The 23549-nt window shown below is 71.9% G+C and carries 21 protein-coding genes and 1 pseudogene; 11 read left to right on the forward strand and 11 right to left on the reverse strand.

Annotated features, from left to right (window positions below):
• Nucleotides 1-465: 465 nt before the first annotated feature.
• Nucleotides 466-1503: a phosphatidylinositol-specific phospholipase C domain-containing protein gene (locus ACIHEJ_RS39850; protein ID WP_400142747.1), complete on the forward strand. Its 1038-nt coding sequence runs from the start codon at nt 466-468 to the stop codon at nt 1501-1503.
• 36 nt (nt 1504-1539) lie between these two features.
• Entirely contained in the window at nt 1540-2094 is a 555-nt protein-coding gene (locus ACIHEJ_RS39855) for a glycoside hydrolase family 25 protein (protein ID WP_400142748.1), read from the forward strand.
• Nucleotides 2095-2298: 204 nt separating this feature from the next.
• On the opposite strand, the gene ACIHEJ_RS39860 is transcribed toward ACIHEJ_RS39855, so the two are convergent.
• Entirely contained in the window at nt 2299-2961 is a 663-nt protein-coding gene (locus ACIHEJ_RS39860) for an NADPH-dependent F420 reductase (protein ID WP_400142749.1), read from the reverse strand.
• 105 nt (nt 2962-3066) lie between these two features.
• Nucleotides 3067-4059, reverse strand: a complete 993-nt coding sequence (locus tag ACIHEJ_RS39865; protein ID WP_400142750.1) for a zinc-dependent alcohol dehydrogenase family protein — start codon at nt 4057-4059, stop codon at nt 3067-3069.
• Nucleotides 4060-4182: 123 nt separating this feature from the next.
• Between ACIHEJ_RS39865 and ACIHEJ_RS39870 the strand changes: the two genes are divergently transcribed.
• The gene (locus ACIHEJ_RS39870) at nt 4183-5100 is read left to right on the forward strand and encodes an AraC family transcriptional regulator (protein ID WP_400142751.1); all 918 of its coding nucleotides are present in this window, start codon (nt 4183-4185) and stop codon (nt 5098-5100) included.
• Between the two features lie 172 nt (nt 5101-5272).
• On the opposite strand, the gene ACIHEJ_RS39875 is transcribed toward ACIHEJ_RS39870, so the two are convergent.
• Complete coding sequence (locus ACIHEJ_RS39875; protein ID WP_400142778.1) at nt 5273-5485, reverse strand: EF-hand domain-containing protein; 213 nt, start codon at nt 5483-5485, stop codon at nt 5273-5275.
• 226 nt (nt 5486-5711) lie between these two features.
• On the opposite strand from ACIHEJ_RS39875, the gene ACIHEJ_RS39880 reads away from it, so the two are divergent.
• Complete coding sequence (locus ACIHEJ_RS39880; protein ID WP_400142752.1) at nt 5712-6365, forward strand: GNAT family N-acetyltransferase; 654 nt, start codon at nt 5712-5714, stop codon at nt 6363-6365.
• Here ACIHEJ_RS39880 and ACIHEJ_RS39885 read toward each other — a convergent pair.
• From ACIHEJ_RS39885 to ACIHEJ_RS39910, 6 genes are all read right to left on the reverse strand, one after another.
• On the reverse strand, nt 6332-7522 hold the full coding sequence (locus tag ACIHEJ_RS39885; protein WP_400142754.1) for a beta-propeller fold lactonase family protein: 1191 nt from the start codon (nt 7520-7522) through the stop codon (nt 6332-6334). The two genes, ACIHEJ_RS39880 and ACIHEJ_RS39885, sit on opposite strands and share 34 nt — an antisense overlap.
• Nucleotides 7522-8331 (reverse strand): polysaccharide deacetylase family protein, encoded by an 810-nt coding sequence (locus tag ACIHEJ_RS39890; protein ID WP_400142755.1) that lies wholly within the window; start codon nt 8329-8331, stop codon nt 7522-7524. The genes ACIHEJ_RS39885 and ACIHEJ_RS39890 overlap by 1 nt, the downstream gene beginning before the upstream one ends.
• A gap of 139 nt (nt 8332-8470) precedes the next feature.
• The gene (locus ACIHEJ_RS39895; protein ID WP_400142756.1) at nt 8471-9079 is read right to left on the reverse strand and encodes an ATP-binding protein; all 609 of its coding nucleotides are present in this window, start codon (nt 9077-9079) and stop codon (nt 8471-8473) included.
• Nucleotides 9080-9273: 194 nt separating this feature from the next.
• Complete coding sequence (locus tag ACIHEJ_RS39900; protein WP_400142757.1) at nt 9274-10041, reverse strand: enoyl-CoA hydratase/isomerase family protein; 768 nt, start codon at nt 10039-10041, stop codon at nt 9274-9276.
• A gap of 199 nt (nt 10042-10240) precedes the next feature.
• Entirely contained in the window at nt 10241-11470 is a 1230-nt protein-coding gene (locus ACIHEJ_RS39905) for an Ig-like domain-containing protein (RefSeq protein WP_400142758.1), read from the reverse strand.
• A 155-nt stretch (nt 11471-11625) separates the two neighbouring features.
• Nucleotides 11626-12849 carry an Ig-like domain-containing protein gene (locus ACIHEJ_RS39910; RefSeq protein ID WP_400142759.1) on the reverse strand — a complete coding sequence of 408 codons (1224 nt, stop codon included), beginning with the start codon at nt 12847-12849 and terminating at the stop codon, nt 11626-11628.
• Nucleotides 12850-13071: 222 nt separating this feature from the next.
• Here ACIHEJ_RS39910 and glgX point away from each other — a divergent pair, with 222 nt between their 5' ends.
• The 5 genes and pseudogenes from glgX to ACIHEJ_RS39935 all read left to right on the forward strand — a co-directional run bounded on the left by glgX (nt 13072) and on the right by ACIHEJ_RS39935 (nt 18650).
• On the forward strand, nt 13072-15333 hold the full coding sequence (gene glgX / locus ACIHEJ_RS39915) for a glycogen debranching protein GlgX (protein ID WP_400142760.1): 2262 nt from the start codon (nt 13072-13074) through the stop codon (nt 15331-15333).
• 111 nt (nt 15334-15444) lie between these two features.
• Complete coding sequence (locus ACIHEJ_RS39920) at nt 15445-15951, forward strand: SigE family RNA polymerase sigma factor (protein ID WP_400142761.1); 507 nt, start codon at nt 15445-15447, stop codon at nt 15949-15951.
• A 10-nt stretch (nt 15952-15961) separates the two neighbouring features.
• Complete coding sequence (locus ACIHEJ_RS39925) at nt 15962-16528, forward strand: hypothetical protein (protein ID WP_400142762.1); 567 nt, start codon at nt 15962-15964, stop codon at nt 16526-16528.
• Between the two features lie 128 nt (nt 16529-16656).
• Nucleotides 16657-17397: pseudogene (locus tag ACIHEJ_RS39930) on the forward strand (dolichyl-phosphate beta-glucosyltransferase); the annotation flags it as partial.
• A gap of 11 nt (nt 17398-17408) precedes the next feature.
• Entirely contained in the window at nt 17409-18650 is a 1242-nt protein-coding gene (locus tag ACIHEJ_RS39935; RefSeq protein WP_400142763.1) for a hypothetical protein, read from the forward strand.
• A 12-nt stretch (nt 18651-18662) separates the two neighbouring features.
• Here ACIHEJ_RS39935 and ACIHEJ_RS39940 read toward each other — a convergent pair whose 3' ends face one another.
• Together ACIHEJ_RS39940 and ACIHEJ_RS39945 are read right to left on the reverse strand one after the other, a co-directional pair.
• The gene (locus ACIHEJ_RS39940) at nt 18663-18830 is read right to left on the reverse strand and encodes a response regulator transcription factor (protein WP_400142764.1); all 168 of its coding nucleotides are present in this window, start codon (nt 18828-18830) and stop codon (nt 18663-18665) included.
• Nucleotides 18766-19641 carry an ABC transporter ATP-binding protein gene (locus tag ACIHEJ_RS39945; protein ID WP_400142765.1) on the reverse strand — a complete coding sequence of 292 codons (876 nt, stop codon included), beginning with the start codon at nt 19639-19641 and terminating at the stop codon, nt 18766-18768. The genes ACIHEJ_RS39940 and ACIHEJ_RS39945 overlap by 65 nt, the downstream gene beginning before the upstream one ends.
• Before the next feature lie 245 nt (nt 19642-19886).
• On the opposite strand from ACIHEJ_RS39945, the gene ACIHEJ_RS39950 reads away from it, so the two are divergent.
• Nucleotides 19887-21677, forward strand: a complete 1791-nt coding sequence (locus ACIHEJ_RS39950) for an ABC transporter ATP-binding protein (RefSeq protein ID WP_400142766.1) — start codon at nt 19887-19889, stop codon at nt 21675-21677.
• The gene (locus ACIHEJ_RS39955; RefSeq protein ID WP_400142767.1) at nt 21674-23527 is read left to right on the forward strand and encodes an ABC transporter ATP-binding protein; all 1854 of its coding nucleotides are present in this window, start codon (nt 21674-21676) and stop codon (nt 23525-23527) included. Before ACIHEJ_RS39950 ends, ACIHEJ_RS39955 begins: the two co-directional genes overlap by 4 nt.
• The last annotated feature ends 22 nt before the right edge of the window (nt 23528-23549 follow it).

Consider the following 23549-nt stretch of genomic DNA (forward strand, 5'->3'; position numbering starts at 1 on the left):
GGCTGATGGTGGAGTCCGGGACCGCCTGTCGTGTCTCGTTCCGGGCCGGCGGTCGCCGTCGACACGGAAGACGGGGAACGATCTTCCAGAAAGCCGCTCGAACGGAACCCGGCGATATCGCTGATCGCGATCCCGGCAGTTCCGGAGCGGCTATGAGCCGGCTCGCGAAAGCTCTTTCCTGGGCGTCGATCCATCCACCGTTGCCGCTACGTACGAAGACCTGACAGTAGAGCCACACATTCCGCGTCCGAAGCTCCAAATGGCGTGCGTGGAAAGGTCGTTGGACTCTCCAGTCGCCACGACGAGTGGAATTCCCTCCCGCACTTGTGAATCAATCGTCGTGAAGTCGCCACCGACACCGACGGATGCGGCGCACGCGTCCGGCGTTCCTCCAGGGGCTACCGTGAAGTAACCGCGAACCCCTACGCTGCCGCCGACCAGGCATCGACGATGGGGAGTTCACGCATGCGGTTGGTGAGACGGCTGGCGGCGGTCGCAGGGGCCGCCGCGCTGTTACTGGTGGTTCCGGGCAACGCCCGCGCTGCGGCGCCCAAGTTGTCCGAGACGACGGCGATCGGCACGCACAACGCGTACGACAAGGCCAAGTACACTTATTTCGCCCAGGCGTTGGACTCGGGCGCCTCGCTGCTGGAGCTGGACGTGTACGTCGACAGCCTCAGTCACCGCTGGCGGGTCAGCCACAGCAACCCGCTGGGCAACGACAACAACTGCGAGGCCGCCAAGACCCCGAGCGAGCTGTACAGCAAGAGCCGCAACCAGGACCTCGGCAGTTGCCTGGACAACATGGCCGCCTGGAACCAGCTCCATCCCGACCATCCGCCGATCGTCGTCAAGGTCGAGATGAAGGTCGGCTTCAACAACAACGCGGGCATGGGGCCGGACGAGTTCGACACCCTCGTGCGGCAGAAGCTCGGCAGCAGTGTCTACAAGCCGGCCGATCTGCTGGGCGGCACGTACAGCTCGCTCGACGCGGCCGCGAAGGCGAACGCCTGGCCGGCCCGCGACTCCCTCAAGGGGAAGTTCCTCTTCGAGCTGATCCCGGGCACGGTGGAGCAGGCCAATCCGTTCGACCACTACTGGACGGACCAGGAGTACGGCGACCACCTGCGCGACCTGTACGCGGCCGGGGACATCGCGCAGGCCCAGGCCTTCCCCGCGGTGCTCGGTGCGGCGAACGGCGATCCGCGGGCGAGCCGCTGGACTTCCGACACCTCGATCCGGCCCTGGTTCGTGTTCTTCGACGGTGACGCGGCGACGTACGTGAACAACGGCTACGACACCTCGTTCTACTCCGCGAACCACTACTTCTCGATCATGACGGGTGCCGACGGGGTGTCCCCGGCCATCTCCTCCACCAACCCGACGGACGCCGAAGTCGCCGCCAGGCTGGCCCTGCTGGCCAAGGACCACGCCAGCCTCATCACCTCCGACTGGTCGGTGAAGTCGGCTTCGGTGCTGGGCTCGGTGACCACCCGAGGCTGAGGTTCCGGATACGGCGCCGCGGGGCACAACCCCTACATGCTGCACGGCATCGACGTAAGTGCCTTCCAGTCCTCCGCGTACGACACGGACGGCCTCTCCTTCGCCTTCATCAAGGCGACGGAGGGGCACTCGTACGTCAATCCCCGGCTCACCGCCCAGACCAAGAGGGCCCGTGACGCCGGACTGGTCGTCGGCTTCTACCACTTCCTGTGGCCCGGCGACCTCACCACCCAGGCCGAGTACTTCGTCCAGCACGCGCCCGAACGCGCCGGTGACATCCTCGCGGTCGACTGGGAGACCACGGGCGACGGCACCCACGCGAGCAACGCGGAGAAGGACGCGTTCCTCCGGAAGGTGAAGCGGCTACGGCCGCACAACAGGGTCGTGCTCTACTGCAACCGCGACTTCTGGCTGAACATCGACGCCACCTCGTACGCCGGCGACGGCCTCTGGATCGCCGACTACGTCACCGCGGGCCACCCCCGCATCAAGGCGCACTGGCGCTTCCATCAGTACAGCAGCACCCCCCACGACAAGGACGTGGCCAACTTCGCCAGCAAGGCCGCACTGAGGGAGTGGGCGACGCCCTGAGCAGGGCTGCGGTCAACCTCCCCGAGAACACCAACATCGGCGTCAACGTCCATCTGGGTGACCACAAGTCCCAGTCCCAGCACTACTACCTCAACGACCACTAGCCGTCACAGCCGGCGCAGCGCGTACGACGGCACGACCTGCGGCCCGTTCGTCCCCCTGTCACCGTGGGGGCGAACGGGCCGCGTCGTCTCTCCGGCGGTTTCAGTACCGGAAGGACTCCGGGCGTTCCGGGGAGGCCTCCGCGAGGGCGCGCTCGACTCCCTGCGTGTCCGCGCGGAGGCCGTAGACGGGGGTGTCCGGCTGCTGGCGCCAGGAGTCGTCGATGCCGCCGGCGTCGACCGTGTCGAAGCCGAGTTCGTCGATCAGGGCGAGCACCTTCGCCTTGGCCGTCCGGTCGTCACCGGCGACCGGGAGGGCGATGCGCTCGGGATCGCCGGCGGGGCGGGGGCGGTCCAGGATGTCCTGGGCGTAGGTGCCGTTGAAGGCCTTGATCACGGGGTGGCCGAGGTGCCGCTCGGTCCAGCGGCTCTCGGTGAGGCCGTCGTCCTCGATCTCGGCGATGCGGCCGTCGCGCTGCTTCGGGTAGTAGTTGCCGGTGTCGATCACCGCGACATCCTCGGCCGCGCCGTCCAGCAGGCCGGCCGGCAGGTGCGGAACCGCCTTCAGCGGGACGGTGACGACCACGATCTCGGCACCCTCGGCCGCGTCCTCGGCCCGGACCGCGGTGGCGCCCGTCTCCTCGGCCAGTTCCTCGAGCGTCTCGGGACCGCGCGAGTTGGCCACGGCCACGTCGTGGCCGAGGGCGGTGAGCCGCCGGGTGAGGTTGCCGCCGATGTTGCCCGCGCCGATGATGCCGATCTTCATGACTGGCCCTCCAGGGTCGTTCCATGCACGTGCATGGGTTCTTGCGGGAGACAACCCAGTCGGTCCGGTACCTATTCCGGCGCCGCGGCGAACGGGTGAACGGGCTCAGGGCCGTACGACGATCTTGCCCGTGTGCCGGTTGGACTCCATCAGGCGGTGGGCGTCGGCGATGCGGTCCAGGCCGTCGAAGACCTCGGCGACCACGGGGCGCAAGGTGCCGTCGGCGAGGCCGGAGCCGATGTAGTGGGCGGCGCGCCGGCGGCCGTCGGCGGTGCCGGTCACGGTGAAGTTGCTGTAGCCGTGAACCGTGACGGGCCAGTTCCGCGGTAGTTCGATGGGCCGCTCGGACAGCCAGCCGTAACTGATCATGGTGGCGTCCTCGGCGGCGGCTCCGCCCAGTTCCCGGAAGACCGGACCGCCGATGGCGTCCATGACGATCTCGGCGCCGCGGCCGCCGGTCAGCCGCCGGGTCTCCTCGACCACGTCCTCGGCGTCGGTGACGATCACGTGCTCGGCGCCCAGACCGAGCAGCGCCTGCCGCTTGGCCGCCGTGCGCGTGGTGGCGATCGGGACCGCACCGGCCCGCCGGGCCACCTGGACCGCCGCGCTGCCGACCCCGCTGGACGCCCCGGTGATCAACACCCGGTCCCCGGCCGCCACCCGCGCCCGCTCGACCAGGGCGCCGTACGCCGTGGTGTAGGTGAGCCAGACGGCGGCCGCGGTGACCGCGTCGACGCCGGCGGGGCGCGGCACGACGGAGGTCTCGGGCAGCAGCACGAGGTCGCCGTAGACACCGTGGGAACTGAGGTCGAAGTTGGCCGCGGCGAGGACGGGGTCGCCGGGGGTGAACGCCGTCACGCCCGCGCCGACCGCCGCCACCTCGCCCGCGGCCTCGTAGCCGTTGCGGGAGCCGGGCAGGGTCGGCTGGTACCAGTAGGTCCCGGCGCGGAGCATCGCCTCGGCCCGGTTCAGCCCGAGCGCCTCGACCCTCACCAGCACCTCGCCCGGACCGGGGTCCGGCAGTTCGATCTCCTCGACCGTGAACACGTCGGGGCCACCCAGTTCGTGAAAGAGCACGTTGCGTGCGGAAGTTGTCATGCCGTCGACGCTAGGCCCGGGAGGAGAGACGATCCATGTTCTCCTGTCTCGGTTTCATGTCCGTACGTCTTCCTGCGTCTTCACACGTCTTCACCGTGACAACCCGGTGGCTAGGGTGGGGACATGGACGTGCTCAGTGACGTCGTCGCGGCCATGCGGACCGGGCGGCCGCACTCCGCGCGCCGGGACAAGTACGCGCCCTGGGGGCTGAGGTTCGCCGCCGCCGACGAGGCCGGTTTCCATGTGGTGCTGCGCGGCTCGGCCTGGCTGCTCGCGGAGGGCGGCGAGCCCGTGGCGCTGGCGCCGGGGGACGTCGTGTTCCTCGCGCACGGGCTCGGCCACGCGCTGGTCAGCACACCCGGGGTGCCCACCCACGAGGTACGGCTGCTGCCCGACGGCACCTGGGCCGGGGCGGTCCCGGAGGAACCGCGGGAGGGCTGCCCGGACACGGTCACGCTGTGCGGGACCTACCGGCTCGACCGCGACCGCGCCCACCGGCTGCTCGCCGAACTGCCGGAGGTCGTGCACCTGCCCGCCCGGGTCGGGGCCCGTCGTTCGCTGCGGGCGGCGGTGGAGTTGCTCGGGATGGAGCTGGAGGAACAGCGGCCGGGCACCGACGCGATCGTGACCTCGCTGCTGGACACCTTGCTGCTGTTCATCCTGCGGGCCTGGTGGGAGGGCGAGCTCGCGGCGGGGCGGTCACGGGGCTGGGCGGCGGCGCTGGCCGATCCGGCGGTCGCGGCTGCGCTGCGGGCGATCCACGGCGATCCGGCCCGGGCCTGGACGGTGGCGGAGCTGGGGACCGCGGGCGGGCTGTCCCGGGCGGCGTTCGCGCGCCGGTTCACGGCACTGGTGGGCGAGCCGCCGCTGACGTACCTGACGTGGTGGCGGATGACGACCGCGGGCCGGTTGCTGCGCCACGACGACCTCTCGCTCCGCGAGGTGGCCGGGCGTGTCGGCTACGCCTCGGAGTTCGCCTTCGCCAAGGCCTTCAAGCGGGAGTACGGGGTGGCGCCGGGGCAGTACCGGAGAGGGGGCTGACCGGTCGGCCCCGGCCGCGCAGCAGCCCCGGCGTCTCCTCCAGCTCGCCCATCGGCACCGCCGCCGCGCGCTCCGCGTCCCTCTCGAGGGTCGGTGGAGCGTGCGGATCCGGCGCGGCGCATGACGAAGGGGGTGCCCTTCCCCTCGGGACGGGCACCCCCTACGACGCGCGTCACTTGTTCAGGTAGGCCCAGAACTCGTCGAACGACAGCACCTTGTCGCCGTTGAGGTCGCGGGTCTTGATGATGGCCTCGGCCACCGCGTCGGTGACGTTCCAGTCACCGCCCTGGGCGAGGGCGGACTTGAACTCGGTGGCGGTGATGAATCCGTCACCGTCCGCGTCGATCCGCTGGAACTGCTTGCGTGCTTCCTCGATGTCCGCCACCGATCCGCCCCTTTTGGTCGTGTTTCTCATGCCGTGCTGGCGTACTGACGCTGGTCAGATTAACGGCCCGGCCAGGCCTTCAGCGCCACGACCACCCCCCTGGACTCCTCCTGATGCCCCGGAGGCCCGGACTCGCCCTTGATCACGACCGTCCGCCTCCGGTGCCGTCGTCGGTCATGTCTGGGAGTCTGGGCCTCCCAGTGGGTGAAGACGCAAGGAGCGCGTGGTGGAGACGTTGCGGGACATTCTCGACGCGGCGGCCCAGGGTGTCTTTCCGCCGGCCGACGGCGGTACGACGGTCGTGCCGCAGCCGTCGGAGCGGCACGCGGGGGTGATGGCCTTCACCGCGCACTCGGTGGTGTTCCTCGACGAGGACCCGGAGTGGGTGCACGAGACCCTGCGCGGCGTGGACAGCGACGCCCTGGCGGCCGCGATGAACCCGCGCTTCCTGACCGCCCTCCTGGAGCGCACGGGACGCCGGGCGGAGACCGTCGACGCGGTCTGGGCGGGCACCCCGCTGCCGGGTGCGCCGCCGCTCGCGCTGACGGAGATCAGGGACGCCTCCCATCCCCGGGTCCGCTACGCCCGCGGCCGCCGCGACGACGTGCGCGCCTGGACCGCGGACGGCGGGGTGCTGGTGACCGGGCGCGGGGTCGCCGGGCGGCTGGAGGTGTCGGTCGAGGTGGACGAGGACGTACGGCACCGGGGTCTGGGGCGCCGGCTGGCGGCCGCGGCCCGGCATCTGGTCACCGAGCCGCTGTGGGCTCAGGTCGCGCCGGGAAACGCCCGCAGCACCCGGGCGTTCCAGGCGGCCGGCTACCGTCCGGTGGGGGCGGAGCTGCTGCTTCAGCGGAAGATGCCGGTGTGTCCGAGCGAGTAGCGGCCCGGCTGGGGGTAGACGGCGAGGCCGTGGGGGCCGCTGCCGACCTTGATGCGGGCCAGTTCGGTGCCGCTGCGGGTGTCGATGGCGTACACCTCGGAGTTGTAGCGGCCGGACAGCCACAGCACCTTGCCGTCGGAAGAGACGCCGCCCATGTCGGGGCTGCCGCCGCCGGGCAGGCGCCACTTCTTGGTCAGCCGGTTCTGGGCGAAGTCGAAGACGGAGATGGTGCCCTCGCCCCGGTTGGAGATGTACATCTCGCGGGAGTCGCGGCTGATGTAGAGGCCGTGGGCGCCCTTGCCGGTGGCGAGGAAGGTGGGCCGGGTGAACTTGTCGCCGTCCAGGATCCACATGCCGTCCGCCATCATGTCGGCGATGTAGAACCGCTTGCCGTCCGGGGAGATCTTGACGTCCTGCGGCATGGCGCCGTGCAGCGGCAGCTTCTCCTGCCGGACCACCTTCATCTTCGCGGTGTCGACCTTGAGGACCTCGCCGCTGAACTCGCAGGAGACGATGAAGTAGCGGCCGTCGACGGAGAAGTCGGCGTGGTTGACGCCGTAGCAGCTGACCGGCACGGCCTTGACGACCTTCATGGTGTGGGCGTCACGGAAGACCAGCTGACGGTCCATGGAGGCCATGACGACCGCGTACTTGCCGTCGGGCGTGAAGTACAGGTTGTACGGGTCGTGCACGTCGACCGGCTTGCCGGCCTTGCCGGTCCGCGGGTCGATGGGGGTGAGGCTGTTGCCCAGGTCGTTGTTGACCCAGAGGGTCTTCAGGTCCCAGGAGGGCACGACGTGCTGGGGCTGGCGGCCGACCCGGACGGTGTCGATGACCTTGTAGGTCTTCGGGTCGATGACGGTGACGGTGTCGGAGTTGGTGTTGGGGACGTACACCCGGGTCGGGAAGCCCTGGACGGCGGGCGAGAGCTGGTTCGGGCGGTCGGCCGAGTAGATGTCGGCCGGGTCCTCGACCGGCGGCATCCCGGGCAGCACGTCCACCCGCGCCCGGTTCACCTGCGGCTGCACCGGCGCCTTGGTGACCTGGGCCTCCTTCTTGGGGTGCTGCTCGGAGCCGGAATCGCACGCGGACAGCAGCGTCAGGGCGGTGAGGGCGGCACCGGCGGCCAGCAGGCGGACGGCTTTCGTGGTTCGCATCAGCTCAGCAGCTCCGTGGTGGTGACCGCGCGCAGGCCACGGCGGTCGAGTTCATGGAGGACGTCGGGGAGGGCGGCGACCGTGTCCGCGTAACCGAAATGCAAACTCACCACCGACCCGTTCCGCACGTCCGCGAGGACCTTGCGGGTGACGGCGGCGGCGCCGGGGCGGGTGTAGTCGAGCGAGTCGACGTCGTAGGACAGCACGTGCGGGTAGCCCACGGTGCGGGCCAGCCGGGCGACCAGCGGGGAGGCGGTCGGCGCCCGGGAGGGGCGGAACCAGGTGCCGATGGATCCGGTGAGCCGCTCGAGGCGGTCGGCGCAGTCGGTGATCTCCTTGCGGGCGTCCGCCTCCGCGAGGGCGTTGACGGCGATGTGCCGCTGGGTGTGGTTGCCGAGGTCGTGGCCGCCGTCCAGGATGCGGCGGGCGACGTCGGGGTGTTCGTCCAGCCACGTGCCGACGGCGAGCACGGTGAGCCGGGCGCCGCGCTGCTCGGCCTCGGAGAGCAGCGAGTGGGCGAGGGCGGGGTCGCCCTGGCCGTGGAAGGTGAGGGCGACCTGGGGGCGGGTGCGCGGGCCGTGGCTGATCTGGGCGGGCTCGCCCGGATAGGCGCGGGGGGCGGGGGCGGCCCGGGCGCCGGCCGTGGGGTGGCCGGGGGTGCGGGCAGCCGGGTCGGCGGACTCTGCGGACGGGGTGCCGGTGGGAGCGGCCTGGCCTGCGCCGCAACCGGCGGCGAGCGCGCCGCCGGCCATGAGCCCGGCACCCGCGCGCAGCACTTCACGTCGGTCGGTGGGGGTCACCCGCACCATTTAAGGGGGGCTGGGTAAGAAAACAGGTGATTGCCCCGAACGGGGAGGATGTGTTCGGTTTGCGGTGGAAAAATCACTCGTACGGGTGCGTTCGCTCCCAAGCGGGCCATCACGGGGCCGCACCGGGAGAGGGGTGCGCCTAGCGGTCGGCGACCCGCATCTCGAACCAGGTCGTCTTGCCGCGCGGCAGCAGGTCCACGCCCCACCGGTCGGAGAGCTTGTCCACCAGGAACAGGCCGCGCCCGCTGACGTCCATCTCCTGGACCGGCATCAGACAGGGCAGCCCGCGCGAGGGATCGCGGACCTCGACGCGGATCCAGCCGGGGCGGCGGCGCATCCGGAGGCCGAAGACCCGGGCGCCGGTGTGCCGTACGGCGTTGCCGACGAGTTCGGACACGAGTAAGACGGTGTCCTCCGTCAGCTTGGGGGTCAGTCGCCAGTGGCGCAGGACGACGACCTGGGCGAGCCGGCGGGCGGTGGCCGCGGACTCCGGGCGGGACGGCAGCGGCACCTCCGCCTCCGTGGGGTTCCCGAACAGTTCGACCGCCTTGAGCGCCTGTTCGTCCTCGACCCCGGGCGACCAGCGCGCCGCGGCCGCACGGCTGTGTCCCCGCGGCTGTTCGATGCCCTCCAGCCCCGCCATGCCCCCATGATGGCCGTCCGCAGCCGTCCTGGGGGCCGTTCCGGAGGAATGCGCCCCCTGCGCGCCCCCCATCTTCGCTCGCCGTCCGGCATATGCCGACGGCATGTCACTGGCCGGTACGGCATGGTTGACCTGCGGAGACGACCCATCTCCGGGCAATCGTCAGGCTCCCTCGACCGAGCGGGCTTAAGGTTGCCTTAAGGCTCCCATAAAGCGCTCCATCGAGGGACCCGGATGAGACGACACGTCAATTGCAAGGGCTCCCGCGGGAGTTACGCGGGAGTTCACACAGCTGACGCTCAGACGAACTTGGCCTTGCCCGGCCCCTCCTCCACGAAGCTGCGCATGCCACGCTCGCGGTCCTCGGTGGCGAACAGACCGGCGAACCAGTTCCGTTCGACGGCGAGCCCGGTGTCGATGTCGGTCTCCAGACCGGTGTCGACGCACTCCTTGGCCGCGCGCAGCGCGATCGCCGGTCCCTGGGCGAGCTTCGCGGCCCAGGCGTGCGCCTGCTCGTAGACCTCGGCGGCCGGGACGACCCGGTCCACCAGGCCGATCGCCAGGGCCTCGTCGGCCTTGACCTGACGGCCCGTGAAGATGAGGTCCTTGGCCTTGGAGGGGCCGACCAGCCGGGACAGCCGCTGGGTGCCGCCGGCACCCGGGATCAGTCCGAGCAGGATCTCGGGCTGGCCGAGCTTGGCGTTGTCGGCGGCGATGCGGTAGTCGGCGCACAGGGCGAGCTCGCAGCCGCCGCCGAGCGCGTAGCCGGTGACGGCGGCGACGACGGGCTTGGGAATGCGCGCCACGGCGGTGAAGGAGTCCTGCAGGGCGCGGGCGCGCAGGACCATGCCGGCATGGTCCATGTTCTGCATCTCCTTGATGTCCGCGCCCGCCGCGAACACCCGCTCGCCGCCGTAGATCACCACGGCGCGCACGTCGTCGCGGCGCGTGGCCTCCTCGGCGAGTTCCTTCAGCCGGTCCTGGGTGGCGATGTCCAGCGCGTTCATGGGCGGCCGGTCGAGCCGCAGGGTGCCGACGCCTTCGGCGACTTCGAGAGAGACGGTCATGCAGGCAGGTTAACGGGGATTAACGGCTGCCGGGCCGGTGCGGTCGGTCACATCCGGCCGGGGGTGCGGGGGCCGCCCCCGGGCAGGCACAGCACGGGGATCAACGGCGGCCCGGGCCGCTCGGACGGTCACGGGCCCCGGTACGCGGGCGGGCCCGGTGCCGTGGGTCACGGCACCGGGCCCGCATGTCAGTGCCGGTTCACTTCTTCCAGTCGGCCCAGGACATGTTCCAGCCGTTGAACCCGTTCGCCGGGTCGACCGTACGGTCGTGGGAGTGCTGGACGACCACCACGTCGCCGATCATCGAGTGGTTGAACATCCAGGCGGCCGGGGTGGAGCCGTCGTAGCCGCCGCGCACGTCGCGCAGGCCGACGCAGCCGTGGCTGGCGTTGTAGTTTCCGAAGGCGCCGCCGCCCCAGTAGTTGCCGTGCAGGAAGGTGCCGGAGGTGGTCAGGCGCATGGCGTGCGGGACGTCCTTGATGTCGTACTCGCCGCCGTAGCCGACCGTCTCGCCGTTCATCCGGGTCACCGACAGCTTCTCGCTGATGACCATCTGGCCGTTCCAGGTGTCGTAGCCGGGCTTGCCGGTGGTGACCGGGATGGTCTTGATGACCTTGCCGTCCTGGGTGACCTTCATCGTGTGCTTCTTGGCGTCCACCATCGAGACCTGGTTGCGGCCGATGGTGAACTTCACCGTCTTGTGCTGCTTGCCGTAGACGCCGTCACGGCCCTCGACACCGTCCAGGTTCAGGTCGACGGTGACCTTGGTGCCGGACTTCCAGTACTTCTCGGGGCGGAAGTCCAGGCGGTCGTTGCCGAACCAGTGGCCCTCGACGTCGACGGCCGGCTCGGTCGTGATCTTCACGGCCTTCTCCACGGCCTGCGGGTCCGTGATGCCCCGGGTGAAGTTGATGGAGAACGGCATTCCGACGCCGACGGTGGAGCCGTCCTCGGGGGTGAAGGTGCCGAGGAAGGTGTTCTTCGGGGTCAGCGTGGTGAACGAGGAGTCCTCGGCGGCCTCGCGGCCGTCCGGGTCCTTGGCGACCGCGTGCACGGTGTACTTCGTGGCGGCGGCCAGATGGGTGGACGGCGTCCAGGACGCGCCCCCGGCGCCGATGGTGCCGTCGACCTTCGCGCCCCTGGCGTCCTTGACGGTGACTTCGGTCAGCTTGCCCTTGGCCACGCTGACCTTCAGCGCGCCGCTGGTGTCGACGCCGGTGGCACCGGACTTCGGGGAGATGCTGACGGCGGCCGTGGACTGCCTGCCCTGCTGGGTGGCCTCCTTGTCCTTGCCGTCGGGCCCGGCACCCGAGCCCCCTCCCCCGCCGCACGCGGCGAGCGACAGCACCAGCGCGCCGACTATGCACACCAGTCCCCCGCGGCCCCGCCGCCCCGCCACCGACGCCCCCGGTCCAGGCCGCATGTTCAAGTTGTCTCCCCTCGCCGGGCCTGATCAGGCCCGCTCCCCACCACACTGGTGCGCGCATATTAACCGCCCGGTTTTGAGCGCGGTGTCAGGCGAATGTCACCGTTCCGTCGCAACTTCCGCCCGGCACCGACGTCCAACCCCGGCCCCCCACCTGGTTATTTCACCGCGCTGCCCGCTTTCCACTCCTTCCAGGTCATGTTCCATCCGCTGAGGCCGTTGTCCGGAGAGACGGTTTTGTCCTTGCTGTTGACGACCTCGACGACGTCACCGACGAGGCTGCGGTCGAAGAACCAGCCCGCCGGGGTGTCCGAGCCGCCGCCCTTGACGTCCCTCAGGCCCACGCAGCCGTGGCTGACGTTGGCGTTGCCGGGGGCGTCGGGCGCCCAGTAGTTGCCGTGCAGGAAGGTGCCGGAGTCGGTGAGCTTCATGGCGTGCGGGACGTCGGGGATGTCGTACTCGCCGCCGAAGCCGACCGTCTGGCTGTTCATGCGGGTCTCCTCCAGCATGTCCATCACCACCATCTTCCCGTTGTACGTGGGGTGCTTCGGGGCCCCCGCGGTGATCGGGACGGTGGCGAGCAGCCGGCCGTCGCGCCGTACCTCCATGGTGTGGCTCTCCGCGTCGACCAGGGAGACCTGGCTGCGGCCGACGGTGAAGGAGAACGTCTTGGACTGCAGGCCGTAGACGCCTTTCGCGCCTTCGACGTCCCGCAGGCCGAGGTCGACGGTGACCTCGGTGCCGGGTTTCCAGTAGCGCTCGGGACGGAAGTCCAGCCGGTTCTTGCCGAACCAGTGGGGGCGGATCTCGACGGACGGCCGCGCGCTGACGTGGACGGCGCGTTCGACGGCGGCACGGTTGACGATGTCCCGGCTGAAGGCGAGGGAGACGATCATGCCGGTGCCGACGGTGGCGCGGTTCTCGGGGGTGACGTAGGCGATGAACCGCTGGTCGGGGACGAAGGTGGTGAACGTGGTGTGCCGAGCCGAGCGGCGGCCCCGGGTGTCCAGCGCGACCACGTCGACGGTGTACTTGGCGGCCAGCGCCAGTTGGTCCTGGTCCGGCCGCCAGGTCAGCCCGTCCGCGCTGACCCTCCCGGGGACGGGCGTCTGTTGCGCGTCCTGCTGCCTGACGACGGACACCTTCTCCAGGCGCCCGTCCGGCACCGTGATCCGCAGCGGTTGCCGGGGGCGGACCGCCTTGCTGCCGTCGTCGGGGGTGACACGGATGACCTCCTCGGGAGTTGGGGGCTTGCCGAGCGCTCCGCCCAGGCCCAGCGGCCCCGAGCCGTCGGCGGAGCAGCCGGACAGCAGCCCTGTCCACATCAGTACGGCGGCCAGCGCGGCCCCCGCGCGCCGTGCGCGTCCTTGTAGGTGCCTCACGCGGGACTCAACGACCGGGCACGCCCCGGGGAAACGTGAGTGCGACGCACGCACTGGGCAGAACAGAGGGAAGGACGACACGTTGGGGAGCCGCAGCGCCTACGCCGGAGCCGTCAGGGCGCAGCCGTACCGGGTGGCCGGGGCGTGCCTGACCAGGGCAGCCTCGGCTGTTCGGCGCGGCCGAAGCGCCCCCGGACGCGCCACTGAAAGAGGGGCCGACTGGTGACGAGCGCAGCCGAGCAGCGGGCACCGGCCGGAGAGCCGGCCGCCGGGACCGGGCAACCGGCGTCCGTGGTGAACGGCGCCCGGCGCGCCGTACCGCCCGCCCCCGCGGTGTGGCCGGGCGCGCCGACCCCGCTGGGGGCCCGGTTCCGGGTCGGCCCGGACGGGGTGGCGGGCACCAACTTCGCGCTGTGGGCGGCCGGCGCGGAGGCGGTCCGGGTCTGTCTGTTCGACGACCGGGGCCGGGAGACGCAGATCCCGCTGACCGAACTGACGCACGAGATCTGGCACGGCTTCGTGCCGGGTGTGATGCCCGGTCAGCGCTACGGCTACCGGGTGGACGGCCGCTGGGACCCGTGGACCGGCGCCCGCTGGAACCCGGCCAAGCTGCTGCTGGACCCGTACGCGCGGGCGGTGGACGGCGCCGAGGGCAACGACTACGGCCGGCTGCCGCCGGAGGTGTACGGGCACGTCAGGGACTGGCCGGAGCAGCATGTCGCCGACACCGTCCGCGACGACCGGGACTCGGCGCCGTACGTCCCGAAGGGTGTCGTCGTGCACGACGACGACGACTGGTCCGACGACCGCCGTCCCAAGACGCCCTGGGCGGACTCGGTCATCTACGAGCTGCACGTGCGCGGCTTCACCAAGCTGCACCCGGACATCCCCGAGGAGCTGCGCGGCACCTACGCGGGGCTGGCGCACCCGGCGGCGATCGAGCACCTGGTGAAGCTCGGCGTCACGGCCGTGGAGCTGCTGCCCGTCCACCAGTTCGCCCACGAGGACCACCTGCTGCGCCGGGGTCTGCGCAACTACTGGGGCTACAACTCCATCGGCTACTTCGCCCCGCACGCCGCCTACGCGGCCTCCGGTACGACGGGACAGCAGGTCGGCGAGTTCAAGCGGATGGTGCGCGCGCTGCACGCGGCCGGGATCGAGGTCGTCCTCGACGTGGTCTACAACCACACCGCCGAGGCGGGCGAGCTGGGACCGACCCTGTCCCTGAAGGGCATCGACAACCGCGGCTACTACCGGCTCCAGGACGACGCCCGCCGGTACGCCGACTACACCGGCTGCGGCAACACCCTGCACGTCGTCCAGCCCCAGGTGCTGCGCCTGATCACCGACTCGCTGCGCTACTGGGTGACGGAGATGGGCGTGGACGGTTTCCGGTTCGACCTCGCGGCGGCCCTCGCCCGCTCGATGCACGACGTCGACATGCTCTCCCCGTTCCTCGCGGTCATCGCCCAGGACCCGGTGCTCAGGCGCGTCAAACTGATCGCCGAGCCGTGGGACATCGGGTCCGGCGGTTACCAGGTGGGCGCGTTCCCGCCGCTGTGGACGGAGTGGAACGACCGCTACCGCAACGCCGTACGGGACTTCTGGCGGCACGCACTGCCCGACGTGCGCGAGATGGGCTACCGGCTGTCCGGCTCCAGCGACCTGTACGCCTGGGGCGGCCGGCGTCCCTACGCGTCGGTCAACTTCGTCACCGCGCACGACGGATTCACCCTGCGCGACCTGGTGTCGTACCAGGCCAAGCACAACGAGGCCAACGGCGAGAGCAACCGGGACGGCACGAACGACAACCGCTCCTGGAACTGCGGGGTGGAGGGCGAGACGGACGACGAGCGGGTGCGTGCGCTGCGCCGCAGGCAGCTCAGGAACCTGCTGACCACCCTGCTGCTGTCCACCGGTGTGCCGATGCTGGTGGCCGGTGACGAGCTGGGGCGCACCCAGCGCGGCAACAACAACGCCTACTGCCAGGACGACGAGACCAGCTGGCTGGACTGGTCCCTGCTGCGGGAGCCGGGCTGGCGGGCACTGTGCGAGCTGACCTCCCGGCTGATCGCGCTGCGCCACCGGCACCCGGTGCTGCGCCGCCGGGCCTTCTTCTCCGGCCGGGCGCACTCGGCGGACGGGCTGCGCGATCTGGCCTGGTTCACGGCGCGGGGCGCGGAGATGACCGAGGGCGACTGGTACGCGCCCGCGGCCACGCTCGGCATGTACCTCTCCGGGCGGGACATCCCGGGCCGGGACGAGCGGGGCGCGCCGGTCGTGGACGACAGCTTCCTCGCGGTGCTGCACGCGGGCGAGGCCCCGACCGGCTTCGTGCTGCCCGGCCCGCCGTGGGCGGAGCGGTACGAGGTGGTCGTGGACACCTCGCGGGAGGAGCAGGCCGAGGCGCCGGGCACGGTCCACCCGGCGGGCGCGGAGATCACCGTTCCGGCGCGGGCGGTGCTGCTGCTCCGAGTCGTCTGACCCTGCGTGAGATCCGTACGTGACACGGATCACGCCCGCCGAGTGCAGCGCGGGAGGGGCTCCAGGGCCTTTCTCCTGGTGTAGACAGCCGGCGAGGACAGGACCGTGAGGATGGAGCAGGCTCGGGCCGGTGAGTACGACGCGTTCGTGGCGGCCCGCTGGTCGGTGTTGTTCCATCTGGCCCGTCTGCTCACCGGAGGGGACCGGCATCGCGCCGAGGACCTGTTGCAGGACTCCTTGGTCAAGCTGTGGTTCGTGTGGCCGAAGGTCGCCGACGAGGCGCCGGAGGCCTATGTGCGCAAGGTGCTGGCGCGGGCGGCGGCCCGCTCGGCCCGCCGCCGCTGGTGGGGCGAGCGACCGGTCGAGGAGCTGCCCGAGGTCGCGGCGGCCGGCGACATGTCGGCGGCCGTGGCCGAGCGCTCCCGGTTGGAGACGGCTCTCGCCCAGCTGAGCGCGCGGCAGCGGGCCGCCGTGGTGCTGCGCTACTACCAGGACCTGCCCGACCGGCAGGTCGCGGAGATCCTGGGGTGCCCGCTCGGCACCGCACGGTCGCATGCCGCGCGCGGGGTGGCCCGGCTGCGCCGGCTCCTGGCCGACGTCATCGAGCCGGTGGGGTGAGGAAGAACCCGTGGAGCACGTGAAGCACGCGCAGGGCCGGGACGACGGCGAACGCATGGACGCCTTCGAGCGGCAGCTGACGCAGCTGATGCACACCACCCGGGAGCAGACGCCCTTCGAGGCCCGGCACCGGGACCGGCTGCGCGCCGGGGTGCGCACCCGGCAGCGGGTGCGCGCGGCGCGCCGCGCGGCCGGTTCCGCGCTGGCGGTGGCCGGGCTCGGGATCGGTCTGCTGCTGTGGCCGCACGGCCGCACCGACGACCGGCCCAGCGCCCCGCACCCCCGGCCCCTGAACAGTCCGACGGTCCTGCCGAGCCCGTCCCCGACGACCTCCCCGTCGTCGTCGCAGCCGTCCTCCCGGTCACCGAGCGCGCCACCTTCCTCGACCGCGACGACCACCTACCCGGCCTCGACCGACACCTCGACGGCCCTCGATCCGGCGACGACGGCCGGGAGTTCGGCGACGGCGACGCGCCGACCACCGCCCGCCACGACCACCCCCGCCACCGGGGACACGACCACCCCCGCCGCCGGGGATCCGACCACCACCCTGCCGGCGACCGGCCCGACCGGCTAGCGCGCCGTGCACCGCCCGCCCCGCGTGCCGTCGGCATGCCATCCAACCGAGAACAAACGGGGAACCACGTGATAAACCTCCGCCCTGACCGGCCATCGGCTCCCGCACCGCTGCCCCGCCGCGCGCCCCTGCCGTCGCACCACGACGAGCCCGTCCTGGACGTGGTCGTGCCGGTGTTCAACGAGGAGAAGGACCTCGAGCCCAACGTGCGACGGCTGCACACGCATCTGCGGGACACCTTCCCCTACCCGTTCCGCATCACCGTCGCCGACAACGCGAGCACCGACCGCACCCCGGCCATCGCCGCCCGGCTCGCCGAGGAGCTGCCCGAGGTGGTCGCGCTGCGGCTGCCCGTCAAGGGCCGCGGCCGGGCGCTGCGGGCCGCCTGGTCGGCGTCCCGGGCGCCCGTGCTGGCCTACCTCGACGTGGACCTGTCCACCGGTCTCGCGGCGCTGCTGCCGCTGGTCGCGCCGCTGATCTCGGGCCATTCCGACCTGGCCATCGGCACCCGGCTCGCGCCCGGCGCCCGGGTGGTGCGCGGCGCCAAGCGCGAAGTCATCTCCCGCTGTTACAACGTCCTGCTGCGCTGCACGCTCGCCGTCGGCTTCTCCGACGCGCAGTGCGGCTTCAAGGCGGTGCGCCGCGAGGTCGCCGAGCGGCTGCTGCCGCTGGTGCGGGACGGGGAGTGGTTCTTCGACACCGAGCTGCTGGTGCTGGCCGAGCGGGCGGGCCTCAGGATCCACGAGGTCCCGGTGGACTGGGTCGACGACCCCGACAGCAGCGTCGACATCGTCGCGACCGCGCTGGCCGACCTGCGCGGGATCGCCCGGATGCGGCGTACCCTGCCCCGCCGCCGTCGCCGTACCGCCCCGGCCGCCTCATGACCGCGACCCTGCCGCGGACCCCGGCCCCGGACGCCGCCCGGACGCTGTCCGGTCCGCGGCTGCGCACCGCCGCCCGCCGGCACGGGCCGGTCCTCGCGCTGTACGGCGCGCTGAAGCTGGCCGGTTTCTGCTCCTTCATGTACCTGCTGTCCTCCACCGGGGACTACCGCACCAGGAACCCCCGGTTCGGCGGCGGGGCGCACGCCTGGGACGTGCTGGCCACCTGGGACGGCTGGTGGTACCAGCAGATCGCGCTGCACGGCTACGACCCCAAGCTCGTCCACGTGCCCGGCGCCACCGGCCTGATCACGCTGGAGGGCAACTCGGCGGCGTTCTTCCCGCTCTACCCGGCGCTGACCCGGACGGCCATGACCGTCACCGGTCTCGGCTCGTACGGCGCGGGGCTACTGGTGTCGGTCCTCGCGTCCTTCGCCGCCGCGCTCGGCGTGTACGCCGTCGCCGAGCGGTTCGGCGGCCGGCGGGCCGGGTTCGCCGCGGCCGGGCTGTGGGCGGTGTGGCCGGGCTCGGGCGTGGAGTGGGCGGTGTACTCCGACTCCCTCTACGTGGCCCTGGCGGTGTGGACCTGTTACGCGGTGCTGACCCGGCGCTGGCTCACCGCCGGGGTCCTCGCCTTCGCGGCCGGCCTCAACCGGCCCACGGCCGCCGCGCTGATCGCCGCGCTCGGCGTCGCCGCGCTGCTCGCACTCCGGCGCCGCGAGGACGGCGTCCTGCGCCCGCTGCTCGCCATGGCCCTGGCCCCGCTCGGCCTGTTCGGCTATCTGCTCTGGGTCGGCGACCGCATGGGCGACCTGGGCGGCTACTTCAAGCTCCAGTCAGGCGCCTGGGCGCACAGCTTCGACTACGGCAAGCAGACCCTGGACGTGCTGACGTCCGTGCCGGTGGGCAAGTTCGACTATCTCTTCGCGTACCCCTTCCCGGATGTCATCTCGGTCGCCGTCATCCTGCTGGCCTGCGCCCTGCTGCCCCTGCTGCTGCGGCTGCGCCCGCCGGCCGTGCTGGTCGTGTACACGGTCCTCACCCTGGCCCTGGTGCTGGGCAGCCAGCAGATCGTCGCCAACATCTCCCGCTATCTGCTGCCCTGCTTCCCGCTGTTCCTCCCCCTCGCGGCCGCCATGCGCCGCCTCAGCCTGCCCGTGCAGTGCGTCCTCCTCGGCATCGCCGCACTGGCCTCGGGGTCGTACGCGGGGTATGCGCTGTTCGAGCTGGGGGTGCCGTGAGGGGACAGCGGCTCAGCCCCGGATCCCCCGGTCGTACGCCACCGCCACCGCCGCCGCCCGGTCCTTGACGCCCAACTCGGCGTGCAGGTGGGTGAGATGCGTCTTCACCGTCGCCTCACTGATGAACAGCTCGCGGGCGGTCTCGTGGTTCGACGTGCCCTTGGCGACCAGGGCCGGCACCTCGCGCTCGCGCGCCGACAGCGGCTCGGCTCCGGGCTGCCGGGGTGCGCGGACCGCGTGGACCAGACGGGAGGCGACGGCCGGGGAGAGGACCGTACGGCCCTCGGCGGCGGCCCGGACGGCGGTGAACAGCTCCTCGCCCGGTGAGGTCGTCGTCGTCCGGCGGGGCCGGCGGGGTGAAGCTGATGACGGTCGCGCCCGCCGAGCGGCGGATCAGCCCGGCGGGGGTGTCCAGGGCGGCCACCCGCCCCTTGTCGATCACCGCGATCCGGTCGCACAGCCGCTGCGCCTCCTCCATGAAGTGGGTGACGAGCAGGACGGTGACCCCGCTCGCGCGGACGTCCTCGATCAGCTGCCAGGTGTCGCGGCGGGCCCACGGGTCGAGGCCGGTGGTCAGCTCGTCCAGCACGACGACGCGCGGGTTGCCGATGAGGGCCAGGGCGATGAACAGCCGCTGCTGCCGGCCGCCGGACAGCTCGGCGAACCGGGTGCCCGGCTTGGGGGTGAGGCCGAGGCGTTCGGCGAGGGGCCGCCGGTCGGCGGGGTTCGGGTAGAAGGCGGCGTACAGCTCCAGCGCCTCCCGCACGGTCAGCTTGGGCTGCAGCTCGCTCTGCTGGAGCTGGGCGCCGAGGAGCCGCGGGACCTTCCCGTGGTCGGCGACGGGGTCCAGCCCGCACACCCGGACCCGGCCGGCGTGGGGCACCCGGAGTCCCTCGACGCACTCCACGGTGGTGGTCTTGCCGGCGCCGTTGGGGCCGAGGATCCCGAAGATCTCGCCCTCCTCGACGGCGAAGGAGACGCCGTCGACCACGGCCCGGCAGTTCGGTGACTTCGATGACGGATGCCATGCCTGAAGAATCCGGGGCGGGCGGGGCTTCGCACATCGGCCGGCCCGCTCGAAGCGGCATCGTCCGATCGGTTGATGCCGCGCTACGACCCCATGCCGAATCACCGTTCGCCTCCTCGAACGTTCCCGCAGGTCGTAGGAGCGGCGGCCGCGCGGGTCCGGCCGAAACTCGGTGGGCGATGTCGGTGCCGGTCCGTACGCTCGCGATGATGCCCACGACACGTGCAACCACCGAGGACCGCTCCGCCGTTCGCGTGCTGCTGCGCCTGTGGCCGTACGTCCGCCCCGCGAGCGCCCGGATGTTCACCGCCGCGTTCGTCGCGATCGTGGCCTCCTGCACGGGCCTGGTGATCCCGCTCGTCCTGAAGTGGATGGTGGACGGGCCGGTCGCCGACCGGGACCCGGCCGGGGTGTGGCGCGGTGCGCTGTACCTGCTGCTGATCGGGATCGCCGAGGCGGTCCTGTTCGGGATCAGACGGTGGCTGGTGGCGCGCCCGCTGTCGCGTGTCGAGGCGGAGATGCGGGCGGCCCTGTACCGGCACCTGCAGCGTCTGCCGGTGGCCTTCCACGACCGCTGGGCCTCGGGTCAGCTGCTCTCGCGGGCCACGACCGATCTGATGCTGCTGCGCCAGTTCCTCTCCTTCGCGCTGACGTTCCTGCTGGTCAACGGGGTCACGATCGTGATCGGCGTGGTGATCATGCTGATGCAGGACTGGGCGCTGGGGCTGGTCGTCCTCGGGCCGGCGATCCCCGTGATCTGGACCTGCGCGGTCTTCGAGCGGCGGTACGCGCACGTGGCGCGACGCGCCCAGGACCAGGTCGGGGATCTGACGACGGTGGTCGAGGAGAGCGTGCTCGGCATCCGCGTCATCAAAGGCTTCGGCCGCCACCGCAGCCAGGCGCGCGTGTTCCGCGCGCTGACGGGTGCCCTGCGCGGCACCGAGCTGCGCAAGGCGCGGCTGCTGGCCACCATCTGGGCGGTCATCGTGACCCTGCCGGAGGTGGCGATCGGTGCGGCCCTGGTGCTCGGCGCCGGCCGCGTGGCCGACGGCGGCCTGTCCACGGGGACGCTGGTCGCCTTTCTGAGCACGGCACTCGCGCTGCGGTGGCCGGTGGACTCGATCGGCTTCCTGCTGGCGATGAGCCAGGAGGCGGCGACGGCGACGGAACGGTACTTCGAGGTGATGGACGAGGTACCGGAGGACGTGGCCGCGGACCGTCGTACCGCTGCGGCGGCACGAGTGCCCGCGGCCGGGTCGGGACTGCGCTTCGAGAACGTCCGGTTCCGCTACCCCGACGCGCCCCCCGGCTCCCCGCCCCTGCTGGACCGCATCGATCTGCACATCCGCCCCGGCGAGTCCATGGCCCTCGTCGGCGCCACGGGCAGCGGGAAGACGACGCTCACCGCCCTCGTCCCCCGCCTGCACGAGGCGACCTCGGGTCGTATCACCCTGAACGGCGTCGACATCACCGCCATGTCCCGCGAGGAACTCCGCGCCAAGGTCGCCGTCGCCTTCGAGGAACCCACCCTCTTCTCCACGACCGTCGCCGAGAACGTCCTGATGGGCGCCGCGGACGACGCCGGAGAACCCGACCTCGACCGTGCCCTCGCCATCGCGCAGGCGGACTTCGCGCACGCCCTCCCGCACGGCACCGGCACCCGCGTCGGCGAACAGGGCCTCAGCCTCTCCGGCGGCCAGCGGCAGCGCCTCGCGCTGGCCCGGGCGGTGGTCGGACGCCCGGAGTTCCTGGTGCTGGACGACCCGCTGTCCGCCCTGGACGTGCACACGGAGGCCGCCGTGGAGGCCGCGCTGCGTCAGGTCCTCGCCGACACCACCGCCCTGATCGTGGCCCACCGCCCGTCCACCGTGCTGCTCGCCGACCGGGTCGCGCTGCTGTCGGGCGGCCGGATCGCCGCCGTGGGCACCCACCACGAACTGCTGCGCGGCAACGCCGAGTACGCGCATCTGATGTCCGGTGAGCAGGAGGACCGCCCATGACGACCACGACGTCCTCCGCCCCCGCCACGAACAGCGGCGGCCCCGGCCCCGCCGACCCCGGCGACCCCTTCGACCGGGACGTCCTGCCCACCCCGCCCGGCGCCACGGCCGCCCTGCTGCGCTCGCTGCTCGCCCCCATGAAGGCGCGCGTCGCGCTCACCACGCTCCTGCTGCTGCTCCAGCAGGCGGCGGTGCAGGTGGGCCCGCTGCTGGTGGCGTACGCCATCGACAGCGCCGTACCGGCCGTCCGGGACCACCGGCACGGCCCGCTGACCGCGGTGGCCGTCGGCTACCTGCTGTGCGCCCTGCTCTCCGGCGGGCTGCAGTTCGCGTTCATCGAGTCCTCCGCCCGGGTCAGCCAGGACGCGCTGCTGGAGCTGCGCGGCCGGATCTTCCGGCACGCGCAGGCACTGAGCATCGACTTCCACGAGCGCTACACCTCGGGTCGGCTCATCTCCCGCTCCACGACGGACGTCGAGTCACTGCGCGAGCTGCTGGCCGAGGGCTTGCAGGAGCTGGTGACCACGGTGCTGTCCTTCGTCTACATCTCGGCGCTGCTGCTGTGGCTGGACGTGGGCCTGGGCGCGGTCGCCGTGGCCTCGTTCGTGCCGCTGCACCTGCTCGTACGGCTCTACCAGCGACGCGCGGGGCGGGTGTACCGGGCGCGGTCCACGGCGATCGCGGCGGTGATCGTGAAGTTCGTGGAGACGATGAACGGCATCCGGCCGGTGCGCGCCTTCCGCCGGGAGACGGCGAACGACGCCGAGTTCGCGGTGCTGAACGCCCGGCACGAGCGGACCAACGGGGACGCACTGCTGGAGATGGCCCGCTACGTGGTGGGGTCCCGGCTGGTGGCCAACACGGCGATCGCGGGGATCGTGCTCTGGGGCGCCCACCGGGTGGCGACCGGCTCCCTGGAGCTGGGTGTGCTGGCGGCCGCGGTCCTGTACCTGCGGCGCCTGTACGACCCGATCGACCGGCTCGGCATGTTCCTGAACTCCTACCACTCGGCGGCGGCCTCCCTGGAGAAGATCGCCGGGTTGCTGGCCCAGACCCCGTCGGTGCCGGAGCCGTCGGCCCCGCGGGAACTGCCGCCGGGCACGGAAGAGTTGCCCGGGCGTGAGGTGGTCTTCGCCGGGGTCCGCTTCACCTACCGCACCGGTGGCGAGGTGCTGCCCCGCTTCGACCTGACCCTCGCGGCCGGACAGACGGTCGCCGTGGTCGGCGCCACGGGCGCGGGCAAGTCCACGCTGGCCAAGCTCCTCGCCCGCTTCTACGACCCCACCGAGGGCCGTGTCCTGCTGGACGGGGTGGACCTGCGCGAGCTGTCCACGCGGGCCCTGCGGCGCGGGGTGGTGATGGTGACGCAGGAGGCGTTCCTGTTCTCCGGCACGGTCGCGGACAACATCGCGATCGGCGATCCGGACGCCTCCCGCGAGGAGATCGAGCGGGCCGCGAAGGCGATCGGCGCGCACGAGTTCATCAGCGCCCTGCCCGACGGCTACGACACCGACGTCCGCAAACGCGGCGGCCGCATCTCGGCGGGCCAGCGCCAACTGGTGGCCTTCGCGAGGGCGTTGCTCGCCGACCCGGCCGTGCTGATCCTGGACGAGGCGACCAGTTCGCTGGACGTCCCGGGCGAGCGGGCGGTGCAGCGGGCCATGTCGACGGTGCTGCGGGGCCGCACGGCCGTGGTGATCGCCCACCGGCTGTCGACGGTGGAGATCGCCGACCGGGTGCTGGTGATGGAGGGCGGCCGCATCGTGGAGGACGGCCCCCCGGCCGAACTCGTCGCCACCACCGGCAGCTTCGCGGACCTGCACCGGGCCTGGCGGGACAGCCTCAGCTGAGTCACCTGGCCCGGGGAAGGAA

The sequence above is a fragment of the Streptomyces sp. NPDC052301 genome (assembly GCF_044593395.1).
In the GTDB taxonomy this organism is placed as follows: Bacteria; Actinomycetota; Actinomycetes; order Streptomycetales; family Streptomycetaceae; genus Streptomyces.